General features: G+C 64.4%; 25 protein-coding genes and 1 pseudogene. 11 read left to right on the top strand and 15 right to left on the bottom strand.

All coding sequences use genetic code 11. From position 1 onward, the window contains the following. The first annotated feature begins 10 nt into the window (after positions 1-10). Both J9889_RS05420 and argH read left to right on the top strand, forming a co-directional pair. Entirely contained in the window at positions 11-1246 is a 1236-nt protein-coding gene (locus J9889_RS05420; RefSeq protein WP_010675687.1) for an argininosuccinate synthase, read from the top strand. A gap of 202 nt (positions 1247-1448) precedes the next feature. Further along, entirely contained in the window at positions 1449-2834 is a 1386-nt protein-coding gene (gene argH, locus J9889_RS05425) for an argininosuccinate lyase (RefSeq protein ID WP_210556099.1), read from the top strand. Positions 2835-2940: 106 nt separating this feature from the next. On the opposite strand, the gene J9889_RS05430 is transcribed toward argH, so the two are convergent. Then, positions 2941-3834: a LysR substrate-binding domain-containing protein gene (locus J9889_RS05430; protein ID WP_210556100.1), complete on the bottom strand. Its 894-nt coding sequence runs from the start codon at positions 3832-3834 to the stop codon at positions 2941-2943. A 96-nt stretch (positions 3835-3930) separates the two neighbouring features. Here J9889_RS05430 and J9889_RS05435 point away from each other — a divergent pair, with 96 nt between their 5' ends. The 4 genes and pseudogenes from J9889_RS05435 (at position 3931) to J9889_RS05450 (ending at position 6033) form a co-directional block, all read left to right on the top strand. Next, positions 3931-4257, top strand: a complete 327-nt coding sequence (locus J9889_RS05435) for a carboxymuconolactone decarboxylase family protein (RefSeq protein ID WP_010675684.1) — start codon at positions 3931-3933, stop codon at positions 4255-4257. After that, positions 4248-4640, top strand: coding sequence for a tautomerase family protein (locus J9889_RS05440; protein ID WP_143237072.1), 393 nt, complete (start codon positions 4248-4250; stop codon positions 4638-4640). The genes J9889_RS05435 and J9889_RS05440 overlap by 10 nt, the downstream gene beginning before the upstream one ends. Beyond that, positions 4637-5215, top strand: coding sequence for a DUF4865 family protein (locus tag J9889_RS05445; protein WP_210556101.1), 579 nt, complete (start codon positions 4637-4639; stop codon positions 5213-5215). Before J9889_RS05440 ends, J9889_RS05445 begins: the two co-directional genes overlap by 4 nt. A 183-nt stretch (positions 5216-5398) precedes the next feature. Beyond that, positions 5399-6033 (top strand): annotated as a pseudogene (locus J9889_RS05450) (FMN-binding negative transcriptional regulator). A 73-nt stretch (positions 6034-6106) separates the two neighbouring features. Here the strand turns inward: J9889_RS05450 and J9889_RS05455 are convergent. From J9889_RS05455 to J9889_RS05500, 10 genes are all read right to left on the bottom strand, one after another. After that, positions 6107-6568, bottom strand: a complete 462-nt coding sequence (locus J9889_RS05455; RefSeq protein WP_143237074.1) for a hypothetical protein — start codon at positions 6566-6568, stop codon at positions 6107-6109. A 200-nt stretch (positions 6569-6768) separates the two neighbouring features. Then, positions 6769-6981 carry a hypothetical protein gene (locus J9889_RS05460; protein ID WP_043154852.1) on the bottom strand — a complete coding sequence of 71 codons (213 nt, stop codon included), beginning with the start codon at positions 6979-6981 and terminating at the stop codon, positions 6769-6771. Between the two features lie 94 nt (positions 6982-7075). After that, positions 7076-7414, bottom strand: coding sequence for a DUF1294 domain-containing protein (locus J9889_RS05465; RefSeq protein ID WP_041211693.1), 339 nt, complete (start codon positions 7412-7414; stop codon positions 7076-7078). Then, on the bottom strand, positions 7411-8001 hold the full coding sequence (locus tag J9889_RS05470) for a sugar O-acetyltransferase (RefSeq protein WP_143237075.1): 591 nt from the start codon (positions 7999-8001) through the stop codon (positions 7411-7413). Before J9889_RS05470 ends, J9889_RS05465 begins: the two co-directional genes overlap by 4 nt. 149 nt (positions 8002-8150) lie before the next feature. After that, positions 8151-9410 (bottom strand): MgtC/SapB family protein, encoded by a 1260-nt coding sequence (locus J9889_RS05475; RefSeq protein WP_143237076.1) that lies wholly within the window; start codon positions 9408-9410, stop codon positions 8151-8153. A 220-nt stretch (positions 9411-9630) separates the two neighbouring features. Beyond that, on the bottom strand, positions 9631-10467 hold the full coding sequence (locus tag J9889_RS05480; RefSeq protein ID WP_143237077.1) for a transporter substrate-binding domain-containing protein: 837 nt from the start codon (positions 10465-10467) through the stop codon (positions 9631-9633). Next, positions 10464-11225 carry an amino acid ABC transporter ATP-binding protein gene (locus tag J9889_RS05485; protein WP_246878043.1) on the bottom strand — a complete coding sequence of 254 codons (762 nt, stop codon included), beginning with the start codon at positions 11223-11225 and terminating at the stop codon, positions 10464-10466. The genes J9889_RS05480 and J9889_RS05485 overlap by 4 nt, the downstream gene beginning before the upstream one ends. Next, complete coding sequence (locus J9889_RS05490; protein WP_128344898.1) at positions 11222-11884, bottom strand: amino acid ABC transporter permease; 663 nt, start codon at positions 11882-11884, stop codon at positions 11222-11224. The genes J9889_RS05485 and J9889_RS05490 overlap by 4 nt, the downstream gene beginning before the upstream one ends. A 192-nt stretch (positions 11885-12076) precedes the next feature. After that, on the bottom strand, positions 12077-12742 hold the full coding sequence (locus J9889_RS05495; RefSeq protein ID WP_143237079.1) for an amino acid ABC transporter permease: 666 nt from the start codon (positions 12740-12742) through the stop codon (positions 12077-12079). Next, a complete protein-coding gene (locus tag J9889_RS05500; RefSeq protein ID WP_143237080.1) occupies positions 12739-13950 on the bottom strand; it encodes a threonine synthase in 1212 nt (403 codons plus the stop codon). The genes J9889_RS05495 and J9889_RS05500 overlap by 4 nt, the downstream gene beginning before the upstream one ends. A 215-nt stretch (positions 13951-14165) precedes the next feature. Here J9889_RS05500 and J9889_RS05505 point away from each other — a divergent pair, with 215 nt between their 5' ends. From J9889_RS05505 to J9889_RS05515, 3 genes are all read left to right on the top strand, one after another. Continuing rightward, the gene (locus J9889_RS05505; protein WP_143237081.1) at positions 14166-16313 is read left to right on the top strand and encodes a prolyl oligopeptidase family serine peptidase; all 2148 of its coding nucleotides are present in this window, start codon (positions 14166-14168) and stop codon (positions 16311-16313) included. Between the two features lie 203 nt (positions 16314-16516). Next, a complete protein-coding gene (locus tag J9889_RS05510) occupies positions 16517-18682 on the top strand; it encodes an AsmA family protein (RefSeq protein WP_143237083.1) in 2166 nt (721 codons plus the stop codon). Positions 18683-18821: 139 nt separating this feature from the next. Further along, positions 18822-19556: an SDR family oxidoreductase gene (locus tag J9889_RS05515; RefSeq protein WP_143237084.1), complete on the top strand. Its 735-nt coding sequence runs from the start codon at positions 18822-18824 to the stop codon at positions 19554-19556. A 56-nt stretch (positions 19557-19612) separates the two neighbouring features. Here the strand turns inward: J9889_RS05515 and glnE are convergent, their stop codons facing one another. The 3 genes from glnE to J9889_RS05530 all read right to left on the bottom strand — a co-directional run bounded on the left by glnE (position 19613) and on the right by J9889_RS05530 (position 24431). Beyond that, positions 19613-22486: a bifunctional [glutamate--ammonia ligase]-adenylyl-L-tyrosine phosphorylase/[glutamate--ammonia-ligase] adenylyltransferase gene (gene glnE, locus J9889_RS05520; protein WP_235690575.1), complete on the bottom strand. Its 2874-nt coding sequence runs from the start codon at positions 22484-22486 to the stop codon at positions 19613-19615. Between the two features lie 135 nt (positions 22487-22621). After that, positions 22622-23062: a GNAT family N-acetyltransferase gene (locus J9889_RS05525; RefSeq protein WP_039040551.1), complete on the bottom strand. Its 441-nt coding sequence runs from the start codon at positions 23060-23062 to the stop codon at positions 22622-22624. A 118-nt stretch (positions 23063-23180) separates the two neighbouring features. Beyond that, positions 23181-24431 (bottom strand): methyl-accepting chemotaxis protein, encoded by a 1251-nt coding sequence (locus tag J9889_RS05530; protein WP_010675666.1) that lies wholly within the window; start codon positions 24429-24431, stop codon positions 23181-23183. A 100-nt stretch (positions 24432-24531) separates the two neighbouring features. On the opposite strand from J9889_RS05530, the gene J9889_RS05535 reads away from it, so the two are divergent. After that, the gene (locus J9889_RS05535; RefSeq protein ID WP_029314808.1) at positions 24532-25284 is read left to right on the top strand and encodes a potassium channel family protein; all 753 of its coding nucleotides are present in this window, start codon (positions 24532-24534) and stop codon (positions 25282-25284) included. Between the two features lie 152 nt (positions 25285-25436). Then, positions 25437-26042 carry a TIGR04211 family SH3 domain-containing protein gene (locus J9889_RS05540; protein WP_010675664.1) on the top strand — a complete coding sequence of 202 codons (606 nt, stop codon included), beginning with the start codon at positions 25437-25439 and terminating at the stop codon, positions 26040-26042. 270 nt (positions 26043-26312) lie between these two features. Here J9889_RS05540 and J9889_RS05545 read toward each other — a convergent pair. Next, the coding region (locus J9889_RS05545; RefSeq protein WP_162231338.1) for a transposase at positions 26313-26445 on the bottom strand (133 nt) is incomplete at its 5' end.

Raw genomic sequence — 26445 nt, forward strand, 5'->3', positions numbered from 1 at the left:
AGAGAAGTAAATGAGCGGAATCAACAAGATCGTACTGGCTTACTCGGGCGGACTGGATACCTCGGCCATCATTCCCTGGCTGAAGGAGCACTATGACGCTGAAATCATCGCCTTCGTCGCCGACGTGGGCCAGGAGCGTGACGATCTGGAAGGGATCGAGCAGAAGGCCATCGCCTCCGGCGCGGTCAAGTGCATCGTCAAGGATCTGCGGGAAGAGTTCGTCAAAGAGTATGTCTACCCGACCCTGAAGACCGGCGCCGTCTATGAAGGCACCTACCTGCTGGGTACCTCCATGGCCCGTCCGGTGATCGCCAAGGCGATGGTCGAGGCTGCCCTGGCGGAAGGGGCTGATGCCATCTCCCACGGTTGCACCGGCAAGGGCAACGACCAGGTTCGGTTCGAAGGGGCGGTGGCTGCCCTGGCTCCCCAACTGAAAGTGATCGCCCCGTGGCGGTTGTGGGACATGCGTTCCCGGGAAGATCTGCTGGCCTATCTGGAAGCCCGCAACATCCCCTGCAAGGCGACCCTGAAGAAGATCTACAGCCGCGACGCCAACGCCTGGCACATCTCCACCGAGGGTGGCGAGCTGGAGAGCACCTGGAACGAGCCGTCCGAAGCCGTCTGGCAGTGGACCGTCTCTGCAGAGGATGCCCCGAACGAGCCGGAATACGTCAAGCTGACCGTGGCCAAGGGCGAAGTGGTCGCCGTTGACGATCAGCCGCTCAGCCCGCACCAGATCCTGACCACCCTGAACGAGCGTGCCGGCAAGCACGGCGTGGGCCGGATCGACATCACCGAGAACCGGATGGTGGGCATGAAGTCCCGTGGCTGCTACGAGACCCCGGGTGGTACCGTGATGGTTGCCGCACTGCGCGCCGTGGAAGAGCTGGTACTGGACAGACCGACCCGCGCCTGGCGGGAAAAACTCGGCGCCGAGTTCTCCCACCTGGTGTATGACGGTCGCTGGTTCACCCCGCTGTGCAAGGCCATTGTCGCCTCCGCCAACGCCATCGCCGAGGAGCTCGACGGTGAAGTGGTGCTGAAGATGTACAAGGGTCAGGTCACCGCAGTGCAGAAGAAGTCGCCGAACAGCCTCTACTCCGAAGACTTCGCCACCTTCGGTGCCGACGAAGTGTACGACCAGAGCCATGCCGAAGGCTTCATCCGTCTCTACACCCTGGCGAGCCGGATCCGCGCCATGAAAGAGCAGCATCAAGCCATCGGTGGCGACCATACCCACGGCTAAGCAAGCGCGATAACCCGTTGATTCGAGGGGGCATGGCCCCCTCTTTTACAGGCAGAGAGGCCCTTTGCCATCCTCATCGGGTGTGACAAGAGCGGCTGCGCCCTGGCCGCTTCTGTGAGATAACAGGTTCGCAGAAAAACAGGGCAAGATTTCAAGTTCGACGGCGCAAGGCGCCGCCGACAACGCATTCAAGGAGAGCAGTATGGCACTTTGGGGTGGACGCTTCAGTCAGGGAGCCGATAGTCGGTTCAAGCAGTTCAACGATTCGCTGCGGTTCGACTACCGTCTGGCGGAGCAGGATATTCAAGGCTCCATGGCCTGGGCCAAAGCGCTGGTCAAGGTGGGCGTGTTGACCGAGGGTGAGCAGGCCAAGTTGCAGCAGGCGATGGAGGTACTGCTCGCCTCCGTGCAGCAGGATCCCCAGCAGATCCTGAACTCGGACGCCGAAGACATCCACTCCTGGGTCGAGAGCCAGCTCATCGACGCCGTCGGCGCCCTTGGCAAGAAGCTGCACACCGGTCGCTCGCGCAACGATCAGGTCGCCACTGACCTCAAACTCTGGTGCAAGGCACAGGGCGAGCTGCTGCTCGGTTCCATCACCGCCCTGCAACAGGGGCTGGTGGCCTCCGCCCGTGCCAATCAGGCCGCGGTACTGCCGGGTTACACCCACCTGCAGCGTGCCCAGCCGGTCACTTACGCCCACTGGGCCCTGGCCTATGTGGAGATGCTGGAGCGGGACCATTCCCGTCTGCAGGATGCCCTCAAGCGCCTCGACACCAGCCCGCTTGGCTGCGGCGCGCTGGCGGGCACCGCCTACGCCATCGATCGCGAAGCCTTGGCGCTCGACATGGGCTTTAGCGGCGCCACCCGCAACAGCCTGGATTCGGTCTCCGATCGGGATCACGTGGTGGAGCTGATGCACGTGGCGTCGCTCTCCATGACCCACCTGTCGCGGTTTGCCGAAGACCTTATCTTCTACAACACCGGCGAGGCGGGCTTTGTCGAGCTGTCTGACGCCGTCACCTCCGGCTCGTCCCTGATGCCCCAGAAGAAGAACCCGGATGCGCTGGAGCTCATTCGTGGCAAGACCGGCCGGGTGGTCGGCGCCCAGATGGGCATGCTGATGAGCCTCAAGGCGTTGCCGCTGGCCTACAACAAGGACATGCAGGAAGACAAAGAGGGGCTGTTCGACGCCCTCGACACCTGGCACGACTGTCTCGATATGGCGGCCCTGGTGCTGATCGATCTGAAGGTCAATGGCGAGCGGACCAAGGCGGCGGCCCAGGGCGGCTATGCCAACGCCACCGAGCTGGCAGACTATCTGGTGGCCAAGGGCATCCCGTTCCGCGAGGCGCACCATATCGTCGGTGAAACCGTGGTCTATGCGATCCAGGTGAAAAAGCCCCTGGAAGAGCTCTCCCTCCCCGAGTTCCAGCGCTTCAGCCCCGTGGTGGGGGAGGATGTTTACCCGAATCTGGAGCTGGAAGCGACCCTGGCCAAGCGGGTTGCCAAAGGCGGTGTCGCCCGCGAGCAGATAGAGGCAGCCCTCACCGCCGCCGAGGCCTGGCTGGCCAAACGGGCGGGTTAAGCCAATCGGCTTGCCATGGGAACAAGAAGGCAGAACGGCAACCCCAGGGTTGCCGTTTTTTTATGGGCACGCCTAGGCGCCGTGGGGCGCGTTGACCAGAAGCTGTTCAGCCTCTGCGTCCGGCGCTGGCCTGATGCACGGCGTCCGTGAGCAGTCGTTGCAACTGGCATCTGGCCTCGTCGGTTTCATGGCTGGCGGCGAGCAGCACCACCCCCAGGGTACCCGGTGAGGGCAGCACGCCGCCGAGGGTGGCGAGACTGGCCGGCATGCCGATGGGGGAACGCACCGTGATCCCGAGCCCGGCCTGCACGGCGGCCCAGATCCCGCCCAGGCTCTGGCTGGTGAAGGCGATCCGCCAGGGGATCCCGGCATCGTCGAGGGCGCGGATTGCCCGCGCCCGCATCAGGCAGGGGGCATCGAAGAGCACCAGGGGCAGGGGCTCCCCGCGCGCGAGCAAAGGGGCGGGGTCCCACTCGGGGTGGGCAATCCAGGCCAGTTGCACCACCTCGATGAGGGAAAGATCCTCCCGCTCTCCCTGTGGCTGCCAGGCGAGAGCCATGTCGAGGGTGCCTTCCCTGATCCCCTGCACCAGAGCCCCGTTGCGATCGATGCGGGTCGTCATGCGCAGGGCCGGGTGCTGGCGACAGAGGGGCCCCAGCACGGCGGGGAGCAAAGATTCACCGAAGTCCTCCTGCACTCCGAGCCGGATCTCCCCTTGCAGCAGTTTCCCTTTGAGGGCGAGCACGGCTTCGTCATTGAGCGCCAGCAGCCGCTTGGCGTAGCCCAGCAGGCGCTCACCGCTGGCCGTCGGCACCAGGTGACGTCCCTGCTTCATGACCAGATCGGTGCCGCACTGCTGTTCGAGTTTTTTCAACTGGGCGCTGACCGCCGAGGTGGAGCGGCACAGCCGCTGCGCCGCCAGCGCAAAGCTGCCGCACTCCAGCCCCAACACGTAGCTGCGCAGGGCATCGAGATCCAGGCTGGGGGGAAGGGGTGACATAACTATCCTTATAATCGGGATGATTTGTCTTGAATATTTCGATTTTTTAAATTGTAGCAGTGAGGGAGAGTGGCTTCATCCACCAAGGAGATTGCCATGACACCCGATGTTCCCGATCGCGCCACCCTGGCGCAGCTTGCCCCCCGACTCGCCCGACTGGCGGAAGAGACGCTGTTTGGCGATATCTGGCAGCGCCCCACCCTCTCGGCCCGCGAGCGCAGCCTGATCACCCTGGCCATCCTGGCGTCACTGGGCCGGGTGCAACAACTGCCCTGGCATATTGCATTCGCCCGGCAAAACGGCCTGTCCCGGGATGAGCTGGAAGAGCTGTTCACCCATCTTGCCTTCTACGCCGGTTTGCCCGCCGCAGTGACGGCTGTGGGCTATCTGCCCCCCCGCGAGGAGGTGACCCCATGCCGCTGACCCGTATCACCCTGTGCGAGGGGATGAGCGACGCACACCTGCAACAACTCAGCGCCCTCTACCACCAGACCCTGGTGGAGGTGTTCGAGGTGCCGCCGAAGGATAAATTCCAGATCCTCGAGATCTTGCCTGCCAGTGCGCTCATCTATGACCCCCACTACCAGACCGGCCGCCGGGACCAAGGTTTCATCCTCTTCCAGATCCTGGCGGGCAAGGTGCGCAGCACCGTAACCAGGGAGCGGCTTTATGCACGTCTCGCCGAGCGCCTTGAGGCCGAGCTTGGGATCCACCCCGACAACCTCATGGTGGTGATCCAGCAGACCGATGCCGCGGCGTGGAGTTTCGGCCAGGGCCGGATGTTCAGACAGGAGGTGGCCTCATGATCGCCATGCACTACCGATTCACCCTGCCCGCAGACTACGACATGGCGCTGATCGAGCAGCGGATCGCCAGCAATGGCGCCAGACTGGACGGCTTTCCCGGTCTGTTGTTCAAGGCCTATCTCTACAGCCGTCAGGACGATGGGGCCCTGCCGGGGCAGGAGAACCGCTATGCCCCCTTCTATGTGTGGCACAGCGCCGAGGCGATGCACCGATTCCTGGCAAGCGAGGGATTCGCGGCGCTCACCCGGCATTTCGGCTGGCCCCGCATCGAGACCTGGCATCTGCTGCGGGCGCCGGATCCGGCCTCCCTCGACGGGGCTTGCATGGCCAGGCTGCGGCGCACCAAGGTCGCTTCCCACGACCAGCTGGCCGACCTGCACGGCGAGGCCATGGTGAGCGGCTGGGATCTCACCCGATGGGAATGGCTGGAGGCGGATTTTCTCCCGTCCCCCTCATCGCCCTTGCCTGGCGGGGGCGAGATCTACCGTGTCGGCTATCTGGCGAAGGGGGGCGGGGGGGGTAAAGCGGAATTATCTTTGTCATTGAGGTTATTTTTCCATTCACTTGGGCTGTGAAAGTGATATTCGCATCGTGAACATAGGGTGTTATATCGCGCTTGTGGATGATGATGTGGCATTGCGGCCACCTGCGGCAATGAACTGGCTCAGTGGGACACATTCAGGGTGACGGCCCGCGCCGGGCAGGGCATGATCCCGCTGCAATGCGTATGGACGCGTCAACCGGATCAAGGAGTTCCCATGTACCTGCCACCCCATTTCGCCGTTACCGACCCCGAGGCGCTGCACCAGCTGATGCAGGCGCACCCCTGGGGGCCCTGATCACCTGTGGTGAAGGGGGGCTGGATGCCAACCACCTGCCGTTCGAGTTCGATGGGGAGCAGGGGGCCCACGGTGTGCTGCGGGCCCATGTGGCCCGCAACAACCCACTCTGGCAGGAGGTGAAAGAGGGCGACGAGGTGCTGGTGATCTTCAGAGCCGCCGAGGGTTATATCTCTCCCAGCTGGTATCCGGGCAAGCAGGTGCATCACCAGCAGGTGCCCACCTGGAACTATGCCGTGGTGCACGCCCATGGCCGTATCCGGGTGAGGGACGATGCCCGCTTCGTGCGTCGCCTGCTCGCGACCCTGACCCGTACCCACGAGGCGGGAGAGTCCATTCCCTGGAAGATGGCGGATGCACCGAGAGACTATCTCGAGACCATGGTGCAGGCCGTGGTGGGCATAGAGATCGAGATTGAGCGGCTGGTCGGCAAGTTCAAGCTGGGTCAGAACAAAGAGGCGGCGGATCGCCTGGGAGCGGCCAATGCCCTGCAGGAGCGCGGGCAGAGCACGCTGGCAGAGGCGATGCTGAGTCCACCTTCCTCACTACCCTAGCGTGGCATCATGGGATCCGGCCCGACAAAAACGGCAACCTCTAGGTTGCCGTTTTTCATGGTTCCACTCCCGTTCACGCGCTGGCATTGAGCAGTTTGCCGACACCTTCCCCCTTGCCATTGGGCAGGGTTTGCTTGAAGGCGTAGAGCAGCTGATCGAGGTTGAGGTCGCTGTTGCCAAGGGAGCCTTTGAGGGTGTCGAGCTCGCTCTGCAGCGCGTCGAGGCGGGTGCTCTGGGTGCCGTCTGCCAACTGGATGCGGGCGGCATCGATGGCCTGGGGCAGCGACTGGTCCGAGGATTCCTGGCCCAGGGTCTGCATCAGCGCCCCCATGAAGTGGTTGATGGCAGGGCGGTTCTGCTCGCTGTCAGCCTCCTGGATGCCAAGGCGCTGGAACAGGCTCTGCACCGTGGGGGCAAGGTGCTCTTCCTGCACGGCAGGCTCGGTCTGGGCGGGCGGCGTGCCGTCGCCCAGCAGCTTGCTGCCGAGCTTGATGGCAAGGGAGGCGAGGGGAAGCAGGGTGCCGATGGCGATCATGATGTCACTCTCCGTACGACTGATGTCATGACGGAGCAGGGAACGGGCCAGCTTGGCGATCATTCAGCCGAAAAATGGCAGGGGATTGATCCTGCTGTGAATTTCGTTTTTGCCAGGCAGAGGGCGAGCGGGTGCGAACGGGGGCGGCGGCAAACCCTTGCAGCCCGGGGGCTGGTTGGTTTGCCACCCGGCTTGCCGGATCAGAGATCCTTGAACGGGCGGCGCTTCTCCTCCTCGATGACGATGGCCTCCAGATTGGCGATGCGCTCCTGCAACTCCTTGATGATCATGTCCTGCTTGCCGAGACGGTCGGTAATGCGGGCATCCCCCATCTGGTAGCGGGCGCGCTTGGTGAGATAGCTGAACGACACGCTGATAAAGACGATCAGAACGATACCTGTCCACATGGTCATGAATGACTCCTTTCAAGATTTGAACGAGAGGATCTGTCTCCCGCGCTGTCGTTGTCTCATACCCGACCTTGGGCGGCAATGCCCGCTTGGTTGTTCAGAGCGGCCAGAGCGGCCAGCCGAGCCAGATCCCGAGCAGCAGCAACTGCCCCCAGACGATGGCCCAGAACCGCAGGCGGTAGCTCCCTTTCTGGGTCTTGTGGCGCAGCCACTGGCGGGCGACCAGGGCGCCGGGCCAGCCGCCGCACAGCTCAAGCAGGTGCAGGCGGGCCTCGGGCACGCGCCAGCCGCCACGAATGGCCTGGCGCTTGTCCCAGGCGTAGGCAGCCAGGGTCAGCAGGCTCATCAGCAGGATCAGGGCCAGCGGCCACCAGTTGGCGTCCCGCGCGCCGAGCCAGCCTGCCCAACCCAAAGGCAGCAGGGCAAGGGCCATCATGACAGGCACGCCGGATCCCGGGTCTCGCCCGGGTGTAGCGTGCGGATCACCCGGGCCGGATTGCCCACCGCCAGGGAGTCCGCCGGGATGTCCCGGGTCACCACGGCGCCAGCCCCTATGATGGAGCGGGGCCCTATGGTGACGCCTGGGCAGATGATGGCCCCGCCGCCAATCCAGCAGTCATCGCCGATCCGCACCGGCTTGTTGTAGGCGGTCCAGTTGCGTCGCTCCAGATAGTCCATGGTGTGGGTGGCGGTGTAGATCTGCACGTTGGGGGCCAGCAGCACATGGTTGCCGATATGCACCTCGCCTACGTCGAGTATGGTGACGTTGAAGTTGAAGAAGGTCTTCTCGCCGATGTGGATGTTGCGGCCGAATTCGCAGGTGAAGGGGGTACTGATCCAGCAGGAGTCGGGACAGTGGGCGAAGAGGTCGCGGCAGATCTGCTGGCGCAGGACGTGATCCCCCGCCGGTGAGGCGTTGAGTCGGCTCAGCAGCGTCTGGCCGCGAATGCGGTCGTTCGCTATCTCCTCGCTCTGGCTGTCCAGGGCGCCCCCCGCCAGTACCTTGTCCCAGTCGCTTGCCATGGTCATCTCCTCCTGCTGCAAGAGGGGGCAGTATACGCGACAAGGGGAAAGGGTGTCAGAGTGAGTGCCGGGCCCGTCAGGTGATCCCCGTCATCCTGTCATCACGTCATCACGTCATCACGTCATCACGTCATCACGTCATCACGTCATCACGTCATCAGGACAAGGGGCAGGATGAGCAGGATGGAGACGAGGTAGGGGAGCAAGACCCGCCGCCCCAGGCTGCGTCCGCCAATCACCAGTGCCAGCACCCCTTTCACCAGGGAGTTGACCAGCCCGGCGAGCAGTATGCCCCTGGCCGCCACCTCCAGGGCCAGCTCCTTCTGGGCGAGCTGGGAGAGGGAGAGGGTGATGGCGTCCACGTCCGTGATGCCGGAGACCAGCGACAGCAGATAGACCCCGGAGTTGCCCACCTTGCTTTGCAGCAGGGTGGCCATGAAGCCGATGAGGGCGAGCAGCAGGCCGAACTTGATGGCGGTGGCGAGATCCAGCGGGTTGCGGGTTTCGGGCTGTACCGGGCCGTCCGGCATCTCTTCCCGCTGGCGCCAGAACCAGAAGGCAAAGCCGTAGACGATGGCTGCCAGCAGCAGCAGGGGGGCGGCCAGACGCAGCGCCAGCTCTCCGTGGATGATCAGCACCAGTGTCAGCAGCCTGAGCCACATGGTGGCCCCCGCCAGCAGGATGCCGGTGGCCAGCAGCCGCTCCAGCCCTCCCTGCTCCTTGTTGAGGCGGGCAAATTGCAGGGTGAGGGCGGTGGAGGAGGCGAGCCCCGCCAGCATGCTGGTGAGCACCAGTCCTGAGCGGGTGCCGAGCAGGCGCACCGCAAAGTGACCACAGAACGAGATGCCGGCAATCACCACCACCATGAGCCAGATCTTGAAGGGATTGAAGGCATTGAGGGGACCCATCTCGGCATCGGGGAGCACAGGCAGCAGCACCAGGGAGATGAGCAGAAAGCGCAGGGTGGCGTGAAATTCCAGTTCGCTCAAGAACAGCATCCCCTGCTGGATCTTGCCCTTGAGCCCCATCAGGAGGGCCGCCAGCACGGCGCAGGCCACCGCCTCGCTCGGGCTCTGCAGCACCGACATCAGCCCCAGCAGGTAGGTGAGCACCATGGCCACCGAGCTGGTGAGGCCGAACTCCCCCTGCCAGCGCTGGGCCAGCCAGACCGAGAGGCCGCACCCCGTCACCACGGTCAGCAGACCGAGCAGAGCCAGCCAGGGCCCCAGGGTGGGCAGCAGCAGGGCGCAGACCCCGCCGAGCAGACCGATGAGGCCATAGGTGCGCATCCCGGCGATGCGCTGGTTGTCTCCGAGCTGGCGCACCTGCCAGCCCCGCTCCAGCCCGATGATGAGCCCGATGGCCAGGGACACCAGGGCGCCGTAGACGGGCTCGGCCTCTATCCACATGGGTTTCTCCTCCCGCTGCCGTTTCAGTGAGGATGGCACAGGGCATCCCGGGGCAGGGGGAGCTGGCCCACAGAGCGGGTGTCCCGCCTGCCGGGGCCTTGCAAACAAAAAAAAGGCGCCACCTGGAGGGGGCGCCTGGAAAGGTCAAACCTTGCGGTTTGCAGACCAACGGAACCAAAGATCACACACTTCACACTCAGCACTGCTGTGGGGGCAGGGCTCAACCCTGCCACTTGCCTCCTTCCACTATCACGTCGTTGGGATCGGTATCGGCGCTAAGCTTGTCGCGCACATACTGGTCGTAGAGTTTGAGCAGGTACTTCTCTTCCCCCAGCTTGGCGAGACGGTCGTTGACCCAGTCACGCAGCTCGATATTGCCCTTCTTCACCGCCGGGGCGATGGGGTCTTCCGAGCCCAGCTTCTCGGGCAGCACCCGATAGCCCGGGTTCTCCTTGGCCCAGCTGAACAACACCAGGTTGTCCTGGGCGTAGGCGTCGCCGCGGCCCTGGGCCAGGGCCTGCAGGGATTCGGTGTTCTTCTCGAACTTGAGCACCTTCCACTCCGGGTGGTTGCGGGTCAGCCAGATGTCGGCCGTGGTGCCGGTGGTGACGATAAGCCGCTTGCCGGCCAGATCGTCGAGCTTCTTGGCGTCGCTGCCTTCCGGCACCAGCACCTGCACCGCGACCTTGAGGTTCGGGTTGGTGAAGTCCACCACCTGCCGCCGCTCCGGGGTCACCGTCATGTTGGCGAGGATGAGATCCACCTTGTCGCTCTGCAGGAAGGGGATGCGACTGGCGGGCTCCACCGCCACGAACTCGACCTTGTTCTCGTCCCCCAGCAGATCCTTGGCGAAGCGGCGGCCGAGATTGGTGTCAAAGCCGACGTAGTTGCCCTTCTCGTCCACATAGCCAAACGGCGGCTTGTCGGTGAAGACGCCGACGATGAGCTTGTCCCGCGCCTTGATCTTGGCGAGGGAACCGTCTTCTGCCTGGGCGGCGCCGCTGGCGAGGCCCAGGCCGATGAGGGCGCTAAACAGGACCGAGGTAATTATCTTCATGCTGACTCCTTTCGTTTGCTGACAGTTGTATAAGAAAACTTGGCGAGGAACTGGCGGGCACGCTGGCTCCTGGGATTGTCGAAAAATTGATGGGGGGCGGCCTGCTCCAGGATGTGGCCGCCGTCCATGAAGACGATGCGATCCGCCACCGCCTGGGCGAACGCCAGCTCGTGGGTGACGATGAGCAGGGTCATGCCGCTGCCGGCGAGATCCCGGATCACCTCCAGCACCTCCTGCACCATCTCGGGATCCAGCGCTGCGGTCACCTCGTCAAACAGCATCACCTGGGGGTTCATGCACAGGGCCCGCACGATGGCGATGCGCTGCTGCTGGCCGCCGGAGAGATGGCGCGGATAGTCATGGCGCCGCTCCCACAGGCCGATGCGGGTCAGCAGCTGTTCCGCTTGCAGCAGGGCCTCGGCTCGCTCCCGCTTCTGCACCTGCACAGGGCCGAGCAGCACGTTCTCCAGCACCGTCAGGTTGGGGAAGAGGTGATAGCTCTGGAACACCATGCCGATGCGCTGGCGAAGCCGCTGCCAGTCGGTGTTGGCATCCAGCAACTCTCCGTCGAAGCGAATGTCGCCCCCCTGAATGGGTTCGAGCCCGTTGAGGGTGCGCAGCAAGGTGCTCTTGCCGCAGCCGCTCGGCCCCAGGATGACGATCACTTCCCCTGGGTTCACCGTGAGGCTGACCTCATCCAGTACCCGGTGTTGGCCGAATTGTTTGCTGACAGCATTGAGCTCAAGCAGAGGTGTCATACCGCATTACCCCATTGTTGCTCCAGCCGGCGCGAGGCGAGCGAGAGCGGATAGCAGACCAGAAAAAAGAACAGGAACAGCAGACCGTAGATAAGCAGCGAGCCATAGGTGCGCTCGATGATCTGCTGGCCCACCTTGATCACCTCCACCACCCCGATCAGCACCGCCAGCGAGCTGGTCTTGATGATGCGGGTGTAGATGTTGATGGTGGGCGGCGTCAGCCGTTGCAGCGCCTGGGGCAGCAGCACGTGGCGATAGAGCTGCCAGCGGGAGAGCCCGAGCGCCAGGCCAGCCTCCTGCTGGCCGCGGGCGAGGGAGTTGAGGCCGCCGCGCACCACCTCCCCCACCTCGCTGGCGCCCCAGAGGGCCAGCACCAGCACGGCGCACCAGAAGGCCGGGATGTCCAGGCCAAAGAAGATCGGCAGCCCGAAGAAGAAGAGGTAGAGCCAGACCAGCACGGGCACCACCCGAAACAGCTCCAGATACAGCCGCAGCACCCCTTGAGTCAGGCGGCCGCCCTGCTGGGCCAGCACGCCGTAACCCAGACCACCCAGGGTCGCGAACAGGATGGCGAGCAGCGATATGGCGAGGGTCTGACCCGCGCCCACCGCCAGCAGCGGCAGCGCCTGCGTCAGCTGCTCAGTGACCGGACTGGCCATAGTGATCCCTCCTTTCTTGTGTATGGGTGGCGAGTGACGGCGGCTGCAGCTGCAGGAAGATAAGTGCCCACATCGGGATCCTCGCCTGCATCAGCGATTCAGTGACCGAACTGACCATATTGATCCCTCCTTTCCTCTGCATGGGTGGCGAGTGAGGGTGGCAGCAGGACAATAGGTGTCTGCATCAGTTGCTCAATGACTGAACTGACCATGTTGCAGCCTCCTTTCAACGACGCGCAGGGCAAGGGAGAGCGGCAGAAAGATCAGCACGCACATCAAGGTCAGCACCGCCAGCATCTCGTAGGTCTTGTAGTAGAGGGCGATGTAGTTCCTGGTGGTGTAGAGCAGCTCCGGCACCGCCACTGCCGAGGCCACCGTGGTCTCTTTGAGCAGAAAGATGAAGTTGGCAAACAGCGCCGGCAGGCTGGCGAGCCAGGCCTGGGGCAGCTGGACGTGGCGCAGCAGCTGCCAGCGGGAGAGGCCGATGGCCCGGCCCGCTTCCAGCTGGCTGGGGGGGATTGCCTGAACGCCTGCCCGCAGCGCCTCGGTGAGGTAACCGCCACCGAGGAAGGTCATGGCGATCACTGCCGTGGCAAAGCCGGAGAGCGAGATGCCGAGCGCCGGCAGCCCGAAGTAGAGAAAGAACAGCTGGATCAAGAGCGGCGTGTTGCGGGCCAGCTCCACATAGGCGCGGATCACCCCGTTCAGCCAGGGCTTGTGCAGGCTCAGCAGCGTCACATTGAGCAGCGCCACGACGAGCGAGGTGAGGATCACGATGGCGCCGAGCTGCAAGGTGACCCAGACCGATTGGCCGAACGCCGGCAGGGTGGTGAGAACAAAGGACCAGTCGAAGCTCATGCCGGGATCCTCCCGTCGCGGCGCAGCCGCTGGGGCACGACCGTGATGGCATCCGGGTACTTGATGCCGGCGCCGGTGTTGAGCACCACCACCCGCTCGCCCCCCTGTATCCAGCCCGCTTCCCGCAGCTGGCGGGCGGCGGCGAAGGCGGCCGCCCCTTCCGGGCAGACGAAGCTGCCTTCGCGCGCGGCGAGCTGGCGGATCTCGCGCTGGATGGCGCTATCGTCCACCGCGATGGCGCACCCCTCGGTGCGATAGAGGGCGTCCAGCACCAGAAAGTCCCCCAGCGCCTTGGGCACGTTGATGCCAAAGGCGAGGGTCTGGGAATCGGGCCAGAAGCGCGATTCGCGCTCCCCCTGCTGCCAGGCCTGGACGATGGGGGCGCAGCCGCTTGCCTGCACCGCCACCAGTCGCGGCAGTGGCCCCTTGACCCAGCCCAGCTCCTGCAACTCCCGCAGCGCCTTGTAGATGCCGATGAGACCGACTCCGCCGCCGGTGGGGTAGAGGATGACGTCCGGCAGGGTCCAGCCGAGCTGCTCGGCGATCTCCAGCCCCATGGTCTTCTTGCCCTCGATGCGATAGGGCTCCTTGAGGGTGGAGGCATCGAACAGCCCCTGCTCGGCCACCGTCTCGGCCACCTGGCGACCGGCGTCGCTGATGAGGCCATCCACCAGATAGAGGCGGGCACCGGCCAGCGAGGTCTCCAGTCTTGTGATGGCGGGGGCCGCCTGGGGCATGACTATGGTGCTGCGCAAGCCGGCGCGGGCGCCGTAAAGCGCCCAGGCGGCCCCGGCATTGCCGTTGGTGGGCATGGCGAAGTGGGTGACGCCGAGTTCCCGGGCGCGGGAGACGCCGACCGCGGCGCCGCGGGCCTTGAAAGAACCGGTGGGGATGATGCTCTCATCCTTCATCCAGAGATCCGGAATGCCGATCTGCTTGCCGAAAGCGGGCAGGGGCAACAGCGGGGTGAAGCCTTCCCCCAGGGTGATCACCTGGGCGGGGTCGCGCACCGGCAGCAGCTCGTGGTAGCGCCACAGGCTGGCGGGGCGGCCCAGCAGAGCGGCCGGGTGCCAGGCCTGTTTCAGGGCCTCGAGGTCGTAGCTGGCCAGCAAGGGGGCACCGACCGGGCTCAACTGCTGGGGCTGATCGGCATCCACTATCTCGCCGGTCTTGCTGCAACGCAGATGTGATAGGTAGCTGTACGGCATGCTTTATCCTGAATGGCTCACGTTGGCTGGTGTCTTATTCCATCCTGTGACCAAAGGGCCGGATAACAAACAAAATAAAGCGGCAAACTTAAGCGAAAAAATTCATATGGCTCCCCCGTGTCGGCGGACCACCCTCTGCCACCGGTCGGGGGGTTGGGCCATCCGGCGCGCTTTGTTAACCTGCCCGCTCACTCAAACCGCAGGGAGCCGCCTCGATGCGAGCCATTGTCAGCCTGCTGGCCCTGTCACTGATCTGTGCGTGCAGCGGCCAGCCAACCAGAGAGGATGCCATGTCAGGGAATACGCGCCTTCACTACCCCGTCACCCGCCAGGGTGAGCAGGTGGATCACTATTTCGGCCAGGCCGTGGCCGACCCCTATCGCTGGCTGGAGGATGATCGCAGCCCCGAGACGGAGGCCTGGGTCAAGGCCCAGAACCGGGTGACTCAGGGTTACCTGGCGCAGATCCCGTATCGCGCCGCCATCAAGGAGAAGCTGGCCGCCTCCTGGAACTACGCCAAGGAGGGGGCACCGTTTCGCGAGGGGCGCTACCACTACTTCTTCAAGAACGACGGCCTGCAGAACCAGAACGTGCTGTGGCGCCAGCAGGAGGGCAAGCCGGCCGAGGTGTTCCTCGATCCCAATACCCTCAGCCCCGACGGCACCACGGCGCTGGATCAGCTGAGCTTCTCCCGCGATGGCCGCATCCTGGCCTACTCCTTGTCGCTGGCCGGCAGCGACTGGCGCGAGATCCACCTGATGGACGTAGAGAGCAAGCAGCCGCTGGAGGCGCCCCTCAAGGACGTGAAGTTCAGCGGCATCAGCTGGCTCGGCAACGAGGGCTTCTTCTACTCGAGCTACGACAAGCCCGACGGCAGCGAGCTGTCGGCCAGGACCGATCAGCACAAGGTCTATTTCCACCGGCTCGGCACGGCGCAGGAGGATGACCGGCTGGTGTTCGGCGCCATCCCGGCCCAGCACCACCGCTACGTGGGGGCGACCGTCACCGAAGATGACCGCTTCCTGCTCATCTCGGCGGCGAACTCCACCTCAGGCAACCGCCTCTATGTGAAGGATCTGAGCCAGGAGAACGCGCCGCTGCTGACGGTGCAGGGGGATCTGGATGCGGACGTTAGCCTGGTGGACAACAAGGGCGGCACCCTTTACCTGCTGACCAACCGGGACGCCCCCAACGGCCGGCTGGTGACGGTGGATGCCGCCAATCCGGGCCCGGCCCACTGGCGGGATCTCATCCCCGAGCGTCAGCAGGTGCTGACGGTACACAGCGGCAGCGGCTATCTGTTCGCCGAGTACATGGTGGATGCCACCGCCCGGGTCGAGCAGTTCGACTACGAAGGCAAGCGAGTGCGCGAGGTGGCGCTGCCCGGCCTTGGCAGCGTCAGCGGCTTCAACGGCAAGCACGATGATCCCGCCCTCTACTTCGGCTTCGAGCACTATGCCCAGCCGCCGACCCTCTACCGGTTCGAGCCCAAGAGCGGCGCCATCAGTCTCTATCGCGCCTCGGCGGCGCCGTTCAAACCGGAGGATTACGTCTCCGAGCAGCGCTTCTACCAGAGCAAGGACGGCACCCGGGTGCCGCTCATCATCAGCTACCGCAAGGGGCTGAAACTCGATGGCAGCAACCCGACCATCCTCTATGGCTACGGCGGTTTCGACGTGAGCCTGACCCCGAGCTTCAGCGTGTCGGTGGCCAACTGGCTGGATCTGGGGGGCGTCTATGCGGTGGCCAACCTGCGCGGGGGCGGCGAGTATGGCCAGGCCTGGCACCTGGCGGGCACCCAGCAGAACAAGCAGAACGTGTTCGACGATTTCATCGCGGCGGCCGAGTACCTCAAGGCCGAGGGCTACACCCGCACCGATCGGCTGGCGATCCGAGGTGGCTCGAACGGCGGTCTGCTGGTGGGGGCTGTGATGACCCAGCGGCCGGATCTGATGCGGGTCGCCCTGCCGGCGGTGGGGGTGCTCGACATGCTGCGCTACCACACCTTCACCGCCGGGGCGGGCTGGGCCTATGACTACGGCACCAGCGCCGACAGCGAGGCGATGTTCGACTACCTGAAGGGCTACTCGCCGCTGCACAACGTCCGGGCCGGGGTCAGCTACCCTTCGACCCTGGTGACCACGGCGGATCACGACGATCGGGTGGTGCCGGCCCACTCCTTCAAGTTTGCCGCCACCCTGCAGGCCGACAATGCCGGCCCCCATCCCCAGCTCATCCGCATAGAGACCAATGCAGGGCACGGGGCGGGCACGCCGGTGGCCAAGCTTATCGAGCAGAGTGCGGACATCTATGCCTTCACTCTGTACGAGATGGGCTATCAGCAGTTGCCGCGTCAGCCTTGACCCGGGCGAGGCGGGCGTCAGCCATCCACTATCATCAGGGCCCTGCGGGGCCCTTTTCATGGCCGCGTGTTGGAAGAGCTGCGCTGGCTGCACTAGCTGCGACCATCCCTGTCTCGCTGCTGGCCCGTTTTGGCAGACGGGCCCCATCTGTCATCCCCCCGGTGGTATAGTCAGCCACAAGATCCGCATTCAAGGAGTCCATCGTGAAGAAGATCATCTGCATCCTGCTGGGGTTGGCGCTGGCGGCCGTGGTGGCCATCGCCGCCCTGGTGTCCCTCATCGATCCCAACCAGTTCAAGCCCCAGCTGGTGGAACAGGTGCGCAAGAGCACCGGCCGCGAGCTGGTGATACAAGGTGATATCGGCTGGCGTTTCTGGCCAAGCCTGGGCCTCTCCCTCGAGCAGGTGGCGCTGCGCAACCCCGCCGGTTTCGCCGAGCCCGACCTGGTGCGCTTCACGCGCGGGGAGGCCTCGGTGGGCCTGCTGCCCCTGCTCTCCCACAAGCTTGAGATAGGCAAGGTGACCCTGAGCGGCGCTCATCTGTTTATCCAGACCAGGGCTGACGGCAGCTCCAACCTGAGTGACCTGCTCAAGGCCTCCGCCGACCCCAAGGGGGAGGCGACCACCGAGCCTGCCGCAACGACGCCCCCGCCCGCCAGTGACAAGCAGCCCTGGCAGATCAGCCTGCAAGGAGTGGAGCTGCAACAGGCCAGCGCCCTGGTGCGGGACGACCGCAGCGGTACCGTCTCCCGGCTCGACAGGCTGGATCTCGATCTGGGGCAGTTGACCCCGGGGGAGTGGGTACCGGTGACCCTGGCGGCCAAGGGGGCCCAGGGTGAGCTGGCGTTTGATCTCAAGGGGTCGGCCCAGCTCAAACCGGCCCGGGAGGCCATGAAGAGCGAGCTCAAGGATCTCAATCTCAGCGGCAGCCTGAACCAGCCGGCGCAGCGGCTCGATGCCTTCACCCTCAAGGCCGATCGGCTGGCACTGGGGGAGTGGAGCAGTCTGAGCCTTAGCCTCAGCGGGGCACAGGGGGCGGCGGACAAGCCGACCCTGGCCGGTACGCTGGAGGGGACTCTCAAGGCGCGCCTCGATGAAAACCGGCAACTGCTGGAGCTGTCGGATGCCGTGCTGGCCGCCAAGCTGAGCGGCGATGCCCTGCCGCGCCCGCAGACGCAGCTCAAACTCGCTGGCTTTGCCCGCGCCGAGCTGGACAAGCAGGCCGTCACCCTCAGCAACCTGGTGATGGGGGTGGATGATGCTCTGCTGAGCGGCAGCGGCGCCGTTCGTCTGGGGGCCGTACCCAAAGTGGACTTTGACCTCAAGGGGGACAAGCTCGATCTCGACGGCTGGCTCGGCAAGCAGGACGGGGCCAAGACCGCCGCATCTTCTGCCGCACCGGCCACAGTGTCGGCGGGTGAGCAGGGCGCAGCGGCCAAGTCAGCCCCCTCGGCTCAGTCCCTGTCCACGGCAGAGCCTGACTTGAGTGCCCTCAAACTGGTCGATCTGGCGGGTCGATTGCAACTGGGCGGCCTGAAGGTGAAGGGCCTGGACCTGAGCTCCGTCGATCTGCAACTGGCCCTGAGCGGCGGTGAGCTCAACCTCAAGCAGTTCAGTGCCGGGGTGGCCGGTGGCAAGGTGACCGCTAGCGGCGTGCTCGATGCCCGTCAGCAGCCGGCCCGCTATCAGGTGCACAAGCGGGTGCAAGGGGTCGATGTGCGGCCCCTGCTGCAGACCCTGGCCCAGACCGACCTGCTGGAAGGCAAGGGGGATCTGGAGGTGCAGGTGCAGGGTAGCGGTCTTTCCGAGCAGGCGCTGCGCAGCCGGATGCAGGGCAAGGTGAACCTCAAGTTGAGCGATGGCACCCTGCACGGCATCAACCTGGCGGAGATGATCCGCGAGGCGCGGGCCACCCTGACCGGCAAGGGGGCGGATCAGGTGAAGGAGGTGCGCAAGACCGACTTCAGTGCCCTCACCGCCAGCTTCCAGATTGCCGACGGGGTTGCCAGGAGCGATGACATCCAGCTCTTTGCCCCCGCCCTGCGGGTGAAGGGGCAGGGCCAGACCGCTCTGGTGCCGGAGACCCTCGACTTCCTGTTCCTCACCTCCGTGGTGGAGAGCAGCAAGGGGCAGGGGGGCAAGACGGTGGATGAGCTCAAGGACATCACCATACCGGTGCGCATCGGTGGCCACTGGCAGGCGCCGAGCTACAAGCTTGACGTGAAGGAGCTGCTCAGCAACAACAAGGTGCTGGAGGAGAAGGCCCGCAAGGAGGCCGAGCGCGGTCTCAAGAAGCTGCTGGGTGACAAGGCCGACAACGAAGGGGTGAAGGGGGTGGCGGACCAGCTGCTCAAGGGCCTGTTCAAATAGCCAGCCTCCCGTTGTTGTCATCAAGAGCCCGCCCCGTGCGGGCTCTTTGCTGTGGTGCCGGGCGTTACGGGACGAGGTGTGGTCGGCAACATGAGGTACTATGCGAAATAGTCTTCGAAACCGGGAACCAGGAGGGTTCATGAAAAAACGGGTGCTGATCACCGGCGGTGGCAGAGGTATCGGGGCCGCGACAGCCCGCTATCTGGCGGCGCAGGGTTACCATCTCTGTCTCAACTATCGTCAGGACAGGGTGTCCGCCGAGGCGGTGGTGGCCGAGCTCCTGGCCACCCATCCGGTCGAGTGCATCGCGGTGCAGGCCGATGTCAGCGTGGAGGCCGAGGTGGTGCGCCTGTTCGAGGAGATGGACGCGCGGCTCGGCCCCGTCACTCATCTGGTGAACAACGCCGGCAGGTTGCAGCCCCAGATGAAGGTGCTGGAGATGAGCGCAGAGCGCATCAACCAGACCCTGACCACCAATGTCACCAGCTGCTTTCTCTGCTGCCGCGAGGCGGTGCGCCGCATGACGGCGGGGGGCGCCATCGTCAACGTCTCTTCCGCCGCTGCCCGGCTGGGCTCCCCCGGGGAGTACGTGGATTATGCCGCCGCCAAGGGGGCCGTCGACGTGCTGACCAGAGGCTTGTCGCTGGAGCTGGCGGCCCAGGGGATCCGGGTCAACGGGGTGCGTCCGGGTTTCATCTACACCGACATGCATGCCGACGGCGGCGAGCCCGGCCGGGTGGACAGGATCAAGGGGGCCATTCCGCTGCAACGGGGCGGCGAACCCCGTGAGGTGGCGGCCGCCATCGCCTGGCTGCTGTCGGACGAGGCCTCCTATGCCACCGGCACCTTTATCGATGTGGCGGGCGGACGCTAGGTCATCTTCAACAAGCCTTTCGTCAACGAGAAGGGGCGCCATGGCGCCCCTTCTGCTTATTCTCCCAGCAACTGTTGCCAGACCGCCAGCACATGGCCCCGCTCTCGCGGCAACTGATCGTCCCCCACCTTGCGGGAGATCTCCGAGAGGTTGAGGCGGTGGCCGAGGTTGCGGATCTCCAGATAGGCCTGCTTGAGCCCCTCTGCCTGCTCCAGTGTGAGCACTCCCGCCATCACGCACTCATCGAAGATGCGCACATTGTCTGACCAGCGGGTGAGGGCGTCCGGCTCACCGCAGGCATGGGCCAGCACCAGGTACTGGGCGATGAACTCGATGTCCACCATGCCGCCGGGGGACTGCTTGAGATCGAACTCTCCCTCTCCCGCCTTGAGCAGGTGATCCCGCATCTTCTGGCGCATCTCCCGCACTTCGCGGGCCAGGGTGGGCAGATCCCGCTCCTTGGCCAGCACGTCGCGGCGGATGCGGGCAAATTCGGCGACCACGGCATCATCGCCATAGATGGGACGGGCTCGCACCAGGGCCTGATGCTCCCAGGTCCAGGCTTCCTGCTGCTGGTACTGCTCATAGGCCGACAGCGATGAGACCAGCAGGCCTGAGTCGCCGGAGGGGCGCAGCCGCATGTCGATCTCGTAGAGGATGCCGGACGGAGTGCGGGTGCTGAACAGATGCAGGATCCGCTGGGCCAGGCGCAGGTAGAACTGGCGGCTGTCGATGGGCTTGCGGCCATCGGTGTAACTGTTGGGGTCGCCGCCGTGCAGGAACACCAGATCGAGATCCGAGCCGTAGCCGAGCTCGATGCCCCCCAGCTTGCCGTAGGCCACCACCGCAAAGCCGCGCTCACCGCTCACCGCCACCTCGGGCGGCACCCCGTAGCGTTCGCTCATCTGGGCCCACGCCTGATTGACCACCTCCTCGGTGATCGCCTCCGCCAGCCAGGTGAGGTGGTCGCTCACCTTCATCAGCGGCAGAGCGCCGGCGATGTCGGCGGCGACGATGCGCAGGAGCTGCACCTGCTTGAACTGGCGCAGCGCCTCCATCTGCTGCTCCACGTCCTCCTCGGGGATGCGCAGCAGGAACTGGCGCAACTGGGGCTTGTACTGATCCAGCGGGGTGGGGTGGTAGAGGTGCTGGGGATCCAGCAGCTCGTCCAGCAGGATGGGGTAGCGGGCCAGCTGCTCGCTCACCAGGTTGCTCTCGTCACACAGGCGCACCAGCTGGCGCAGGGCGGCGGGGTTTTCCGCCAGCAGTTGCAGATAGGCGCTGCGGGTGAAGATGCGGGTCAGCAGGGTGCAGACCCGCTCGAACAGGCGGGCGGGCTCGCGGCTCGCCACCACCAGCCGCAGCAGCTCCGGCATCAGCCAGTCCAGGGCGATGCGCCCCTGGGGCCCTACCTGACGGCGCTTGTACTCCTCCTTGAAACGCAGCAGGGCGGCGCAGAGGGGGGCGGGCTCCACCACTCCCTGCGTGGTCAGCAGTTTTTCCAGCTCGGCGGCATCAAGCTCGGTGCGCCAGAGATCGAGCCAGAGCTGTTCCAGGTGGGCGGGGGCCTCCTTCTCTTCCCCCACCACGGCGACGAACTCCTGATGGACGGCGGCCATCTCCTCATCGAGGTGGGCCATGAAGGCGTCCCAGTCGGTAAAGCCGAGGGTGGCGATGAGCCGCTGGCGATCCCGATCCTCGCTGGGCAGAGTCTGGGTCTGCTGATCGCCGATCTCCTGCAAGATGTTTTCCACCCGGCGCAGGAAGCGATAGGCGGTGAGCAGGCGTTCGCACTGGCTCCCCTCCAGGGCACCCCCCTGGGCGATGGCGGCCAGCGCCTCGGGCAGGTGGCGTACCCGCAGGGCGGGCTCGCGCCCGCCACGGATGAGTTGCAGCGCCTGGGCGATGAACTCCACCTCGCGAATGCCCCCGGCCCCCAGCTTGATGTTGCCCTCCAGTCCCTTGCGACGCACCTCGGCGGCGATCATCGCCTTCATCTGGCGCAGGCCGTCGATGACGCCGAAGTCGATATAGCGGCGGAACACGAAGGGGCGCAGCAGTTCGGTCAGGGCCATGGCGTGTTCGCACTGGGGGCCCAGCACCCGTGCCTTGACCATGGCGTAGCGCTCCCAGTTGCGGCCGTGATGCTGGTAGTAGTCCTCCATGGCGGCGAAGGAGATGGCGAGCGGCCCCGCATCGCCAAAGGGGCGCAGCCGCATGTCGACCCGGAACACCTGACCATCCTGGGTGGGCTGGTGGAGGGCGTTGATGAGACGCTGCCCCAGCTTGATGAAGAACTGCTGGTTGGCGAGCTCCCGCCGCCCGCCAACGGTGTAGCCGTTCTCGGGGAAGGTGAAGATAAGGTCGATGTCCGAGGAGAAGTTGAGCTCGCCGCCGCCGAGCTTGCCCATCCCGAGGATGAGCAGCGGCTGGGGGTTACCATCGCCGTCCATGGGGGTGCCCAGCTCGCTGCACTGTTTGGCGTAGAGCCAGTCGCGGGCTCCACAGATGAGGACATCCGCCAGCTTGGTGAGATGGATGAAGCTCTCTTCGACCTCGGACTCCCCGAGCAGCTCGCGCCAGGCGATCACCAGCATGCGGCTGCGGCGGAACTGGCGCAGGATGCGCTTGAGCGCCTCCTCGTCCGCGACCTCGGCGAGCAGGGCTGCGAGTTCAGGTTCATAGGCGGGCCAGCGCTCGGCCCGGGTCAGTGCGTCCGATGCCAGGGTCTCGGCCAGCAGCCCCGGCTGCTTGATGAGGGAGTCGGCGACAAAGTCGGAGAGGCCGAGCAGGGTCAGCAGGGTCTGGCGGGTGGGCTCGGGCAGTGCGTCATACTGGGGCGCCAGGGCTAGCAGCCGCTGCCAGTGGCGCAGGGCCTGCTCCTGCAACAAGGGGGAGAAGGCGGAGAAAGAGGGAGAGTGCTGGGCCACGGTTGCCATCCTTGTGGTTGACGAGTCTGCAGGGAGAGTGAAATGCCGGCTGCCAATCTAGCACTCCCGGGCGCTGGCGTCACAGCGCCGCTGCCCGGAAGGTGATCCGGCAACGGATCTGGCGATCGGCCGGGCTCAGGGACGCCGGTAGATCTCGGGGTCGTAGATTTCCATCAGGCTGCCGGGGCTTCTCGGCGGCACAAAACCGAAGCCGGCGTAGAGGCCGTGGGCATCGGAGGTGGCGAGAGAGAGACGGCGCAGCCCTTGCAGCTCCGGGTGGGCGAGGATGGCTGCCACCAGGGCCTTGCTGTGACCGCGCCCGCGATGTTCGGGCAGCACGAAGACGTCGGCGAGATAACCGAAGGTGGCCTTGTCGGTGATGACCCGGGCGAAGGCGACCTGCTGGCCGTCGAGATAGGCTCCGAAGCACAGGGAGTGGTTGATGGCCCGCTGCAGGGTGGCGAGGGGAATGCCGAGGCACCAGTAGGCCTCTTCACTGAGGAAACGGTGAATGAGCGGGACGTCGAGGCGTCCCTTGTCGTCGCTTATCTCAAGCGCAGGTTCTGTGGTCTGCATCCTGGCTCCTTGCCGTGATGAAAAAAGAAAGGCCCCTAAGGGGGCCTTCCAGTGTACTCAAATCACGACCTCAGGCCAGCCTGAAGGTTTGACGATGGGCGCCAGCATCAGGCCAGCATCAGGCCAGCTTGAAGGCCTGGATATGGCTGTCCAGCGTCTGGCTGTGGTGTTCTACCAGTTCGGAGGCATCTTTCAGCTCCCGCAGCACCACGACGGAGCCTTCCACCACCTGTTTGACCTGCTCCAGGTTGGCATTCATCTCCTCGGCCACCGAGCTTTGCTGCTCGGAGGCGGCGGCGATCTGGCGGTTCATGTCGGCCACTCCCTGCACCCGCTGCACTATGGTGTCGAGCTGGGTACCAGCCTGAGTCACCTGCTCCACCCCCTTGTCCGCCTGTTGCACGCTCTCGGCCATCAGGCCGACGGCCTGGCGGGCGTTGCCCTGAAGCTGCTCGATCATCTTCTGGATCTCGACGGTGGCCGCCTGGGCACGGTTCGCGAGTTCGCGCACCTCGGAGGCGACCACGGCAAAACCGCGACCCGCCTCACCGGCGCGGGCGGCCTCGATGGCAGCGTTCAGGGCCAGCAGGTTGGTCTGCTCGGAGATGCTGCGGATGGTGTCCACCACGGAGCCGATGCGATCGACCCCGTGCTCCACTTCGTTGACCACGGTGGAGGAGCGCTGGATGTTGCCGGAGAGAGTGTCGATGGTGTTGACGGTAGCCGCCACGCAGCGGCTGCCCTCCTCGGCCAGCTGGCTGGTTTCGGCGGTGGCGTGGGACGCCTGCTCCGCGTGGTTGGCCACTTCTCGAATGGCCCCCACCATCTGGCTCATGGCGCTGGCAAGCTGCTCAATCTGGGTGAACTCCTCGTTGATGGCCTCGTTTGCCTCATCCATGCAGAGAGTCACCTGGGAGGCGATCTCGTTGAGCTCCTTGCAGGCGGCACGCTGGGTCCCGAACACCTCCTTGAGGTTCTCCTGAGAGTGGGCCACCGCCTTGGCGATGTCGCCGAACTCGTCCCGGGACTTGAGCAGCACGCTGTGGCTGAGATCCTTGTTGGCGAAACGCTCCAGCAGCCCCACCAGGTAGTGGACCTGCTTGACCATGAGGCGGGAGCCGGTGAGCAGCAGCACCACGAAGACGACCCCCATGAGCGCCGTCTCCACCAGCCCGGTCCAGAGCAGGCGATCGGCGATGGTGTTGGCCATGGCGGCATCAATGCCCTCGCTGAGCAGGGTCGCTTCCAGGTTGCTGGCATCGAACCAGAGTTTGGCCAGCAGCAGCAGGGTGCTGAACACCATGAGCAGCACCACCTTGGGCACCAGTCGGATGTTGCTCATGCGCCTCTCCAGCGGGTTCAACTGCATAATTTTTCTCCTTTCAACGTCCATTATTCCTTTGCCGTCATAGCTATCGGCATTATCTTCCTTTTTATTAATTTGCACCGTGCTTAAAGTTGGAAAATGTATGCGACATCACTTAACTCATTTGCGTACCATGGATCTGCTGATGGGGTTTCTCTCCGTGATTTCGGTTTGCCTGGTGGCTGCTCGCTGGCTGGGGCACGGTGAACTGAGTCCCCAGACTTTGCAGCTCTTTTATGATGTCGACAGTCTGATCTGCTACTTCTTCCTCGCTCACTTCGCCTATGGCTGGGCGCGTGCCTCCGACAGGATGGCTTTCTTCAAGAGCAACTGGTTCTATCTGCCCGGCAGCCTGCCCATGGTGGAGCAACTGCGCTGGGCGCGGCTCATCCAGCTGTGGCGGGTCTACCAGTTGCTCCGGGACAGACCGGATCTGCTGGCCATGTTCCGTCGTGAACGCAACGAAACCACCCTCTCCGGCATTCTCTTCCTCTTCTTCCTGTTGCTGGGGGTCGGCTCCGGCGTCATGTACTGGCTGGAAACGGGGCAACCCGGCAGCCAGATCCAGACTCCTTACGATGCCTTCTGGTGGACGCTGGTGACCCTCTCTACCGTGGGGTACGGGGATCTGGTGCCCAAGACGGAGGAGGGGCGCTTCGTCGCCAGCCTGCTGATCCTCTTTGGAGTGGGGTTGTTTGGCGCCCTCAGCGGCTTCATGGCCAGCCTGTTCGTCCATCCCGGCAAGACCAACGACGACACCGCTGTGTGGCGACGCCAACAGAGCGAGCAGCAGGCGCAACTGCTCAAAGAGCTCAAGGCCCTGCGCGCCGAGGTGCAGGCGCTGAAACAGAAGTAGGTGCGACGTCTGGAATGGTCGCGTCGTAAACCGGCGGTGCTGCGAGACAGCTCTCACTCGGGGAGATGGCGCTTTTCTTTGCTTGTCCTTTGACCCGCAGGCGGCTTAACATTCGGCCTGCAACCTAATCCAACGAAGAGAATCGATCGACCATGCGCGCCCTTCTCGGGATCCTGATCTGCTTGTGTGCCCAACAGGCACTGGCCGATACCCGCTATGTTTCAGACAACATCTTTACCTATATCCACAACGGTCCGGGTACCCAGTACCGGATCCTCGGCAGCGTCAAGGCCGGTGAGCCGCTGGAGGTCAAGGCGGTGAACCAGGAGGCCGGATTCACCCAGGTGGTGGACGGTCGTGGCCGCGAGGGCTGGATCAAGAACAGCGAGCTGCAGGGGGAGATCAGCCTGCGTGAACGTCTTCCCCAGGTTCAGAAAGAGCTGGACGAAGCCAAGGCCCGTCTGCTGAACCTCAATGGCGACAACGAGAAACGCTTCGCCGAGAAGGATGGCAAGATCGCCGAGCAGAGCAAGGAGATCGCCAGCCTCAAAGCCCGTCTGGACAGCCAGAGCGCCGAGATGAGCAGCCTCAAGGAACAGAACGACGCCCTGACCCAGAGCTATGACAACCGTGAGCACGACATGCAGATGGACTGGTTCATCCGCGGTGGTGCCATGGTGGGGGGCGGCATCCTGCTCGGGATCCTCCTGCCCATGCTCCCGCGCCGTCGCAAGAGCAGCGAGCGCTGGATGAACTGATCGCCCGGCGGTCAACAGAATGAAAGGTCGCCAGAGGCGCAATGCTGTTCACTTAAGAGAATTTGAGTTCCAGTCCACGTAGTATCAGGACAAAAAAGCGAGGGAGGCATGATGCCTCCCTCTTTCTATTGCAAGCCCCGCTGGATAAAGGCTGGAGGAAGATCGACTGGACACAGCCTTGCCCCCTCAACTCAAATCCAATTTATGAATAATCAGTCAAAAAAGTGCTTATCTGAACAGCATTGCGCCAGAGGCGGCCTTTTTTCAGGTTCATCGCGGCTTTCCGGGGAAGGCCGCCTTGATTTTCAGAAAAAAGTATTCTGAGTCCCTAAATCCATATGCCATGCGCTTTATCACTTTGATCTTGTTGTTCACCCCTTCCAGCACACTCGTGTGCATCGGG

The sequence above is a fragment of the Aeromonas sp. PrichA-15 genome (genome assembly GCF_017939245.1).
Classification (GTDB): domain Bacteria; phylum Pseudomonadota; class Gammaproteobacteria; order Enterobacterales; family Aeromonadaceae; genus Aeromonas; species Aeromonas caviae.

Excerpts from the sequence above, each read along its gene's own strand:
- J9889_RS05500 (WP_143237080.1), bottom strand. The coding sequence starts at position 13,950 with ATGCCGTACAGCTACCTATCACATCTGCGTTGCAGCAAGACCGGCGAG.
- argH (WP_210556099.1), top strand. The coding sequence starts at position 1,449 with ATGGCACTTTGGGGTGGACGCTTCAGTCAGGGAGCCGATAGTCGGTTC.
- J9889_RS05480 (WP_143237077.1), bottom strand. The coding sequence starts at position 10,467 with ATGAAGATAATTACCTCGGTCCTGTTTAGCGCCCTCATCGGCCTGGGC.
- J9889_RS05460 (WP_043154852.1), bottom strand. The coding sequence starts at position 6,981 with ATGACCATGTGGACAGGTATCGTTCTGATCGTCTTTATCAGCGTGTCG.
- J9889_RS05435 (WP_010675684.1), top strand. The coding sequence starts at position 3,931 with ATGACACCCGATGTTCCCGATCGCGCCACCCTGGCGCAGCTTGCCCCC.
- J9889_RS05515 (WP_143237084.1), top strand. The coding sequence starts at position 18,822 with ATGAAAAAACGGGTGCTGATCACCGGCGGTGGCAGAGGTATCGGGGCC.
- J9889_RS05535 (WP_029314808.1), top strand. The coding sequence starts at position 24,532 with ATGCGACATCACTTAACTCATTTGCGTACCATGGATCTGCTGATGGGG.
- J9889_RS05430 (WP_210556100.1), bottom strand. The coding sequence starts at position 3,834 with ATGTCACCCCTTCCCCCCAGCCTGGATCTCGATGCCCTGCGCAGCTAC.
- J9889_RS05465 (WP_041211693.1), bottom strand. The coding sequence starts at position 7,414 with ATGATGGCCCTTGCCCTGCTGCCTTTGGGTTGGGCAGGCTGGCTCGGC.
- J9889_RS05470 (WP_143237075.1), bottom strand. The coding sequence starts at position 8,001 with ATGGCAAGCGACTGGGACAAGGTACTGGCGGGGGGCGCCCTGGACAGC.
- J9889_RS05420 (WP_010675687.1), top strand. The coding sequence starts at position 11 with ATGAGCGGAATCAACAAGATCGTACTGGCTTACTCGGGCGGACTGGAT.
- J9889_RS05485 (WP_246878043.1), bottom strand. The coding sequence starts at position 11,225 with ATGACACCTCTGCTTGAGCTCAATGCTGTCAGCAAACAATTCGGCCAA.
- J9889_RS05455 (WP_143237074.1), bottom strand. The coding sequence starts at position 6,568 with ATGATCGCCATCGGCACCCTGCTTCCCCTCGCCTCCCTTGCCATCAAG.
- J9889_RS05475 (WP_143237076.1), bottom strand. The coding sequence starts at position 9,410 with ATGTGGATAGAGGCCGAGCCCGTCTACGGCGCCCTGGTGTCCCTGGCC.
- J9889_RS05525 (WP_039040551.1), bottom strand. The coding sequence starts at position 23,062 with ATGCAGACCACAGAACCTGCGCTTGAGATAAGCGACGACAAGGGACGC.
- J9889_RS05440 (WP_143237072.1), top strand. The coding sequence starts at position 4,248 with ATGCCGCTGACCCGTATCACCCTGTGCGAGGGGATGAGCGACGCACAC.
- J9889_RS05505 (WP_143237081.1), top strand. The coding sequence starts at position 14,166 with ATGCGAGCCATTGTCAGCCTGCTGGCCCTGTCACTGATCTGTGCGTGC.
- J9889_RS05495 (WP_143237079.1), bottom strand. The coding sequence starts at position 12,742 with ATGAGCTTCGACTGGTCCTTTGTTCTCACCACCCTGCCGGCGTTCGGC.
- J9889_RS05540 (WP_010675664.1), top strand. The coding sequence starts at position 25,437 with ATGCGCGCCCTTCTCGGGATCCTGATCTGCTTGTGTGCCCAACAGGCA.
- J9889_RS05445 (WP_210556101.1), top strand. The coding sequence starts at position 4,637 with ATGATCGCCATGCACTACCGATTCACCCTGCCCGCAGACTACGACATG.
- J9889_RS05530 (WP_010675666.1), bottom strand. The coding sequence starts at position 24,431 with ATGCAGTTGAACCCGCTGGAGAGGCGCATGAGCAACATCCGACTGGTG.
- J9889_RS05490 (WP_128344898.1), bottom strand. The coding sequence starts at position 11,884 with ATGGCCAGTCCGGTCACTGAGCAGCTGACGCAGGCGCTGCCGCTGCTG.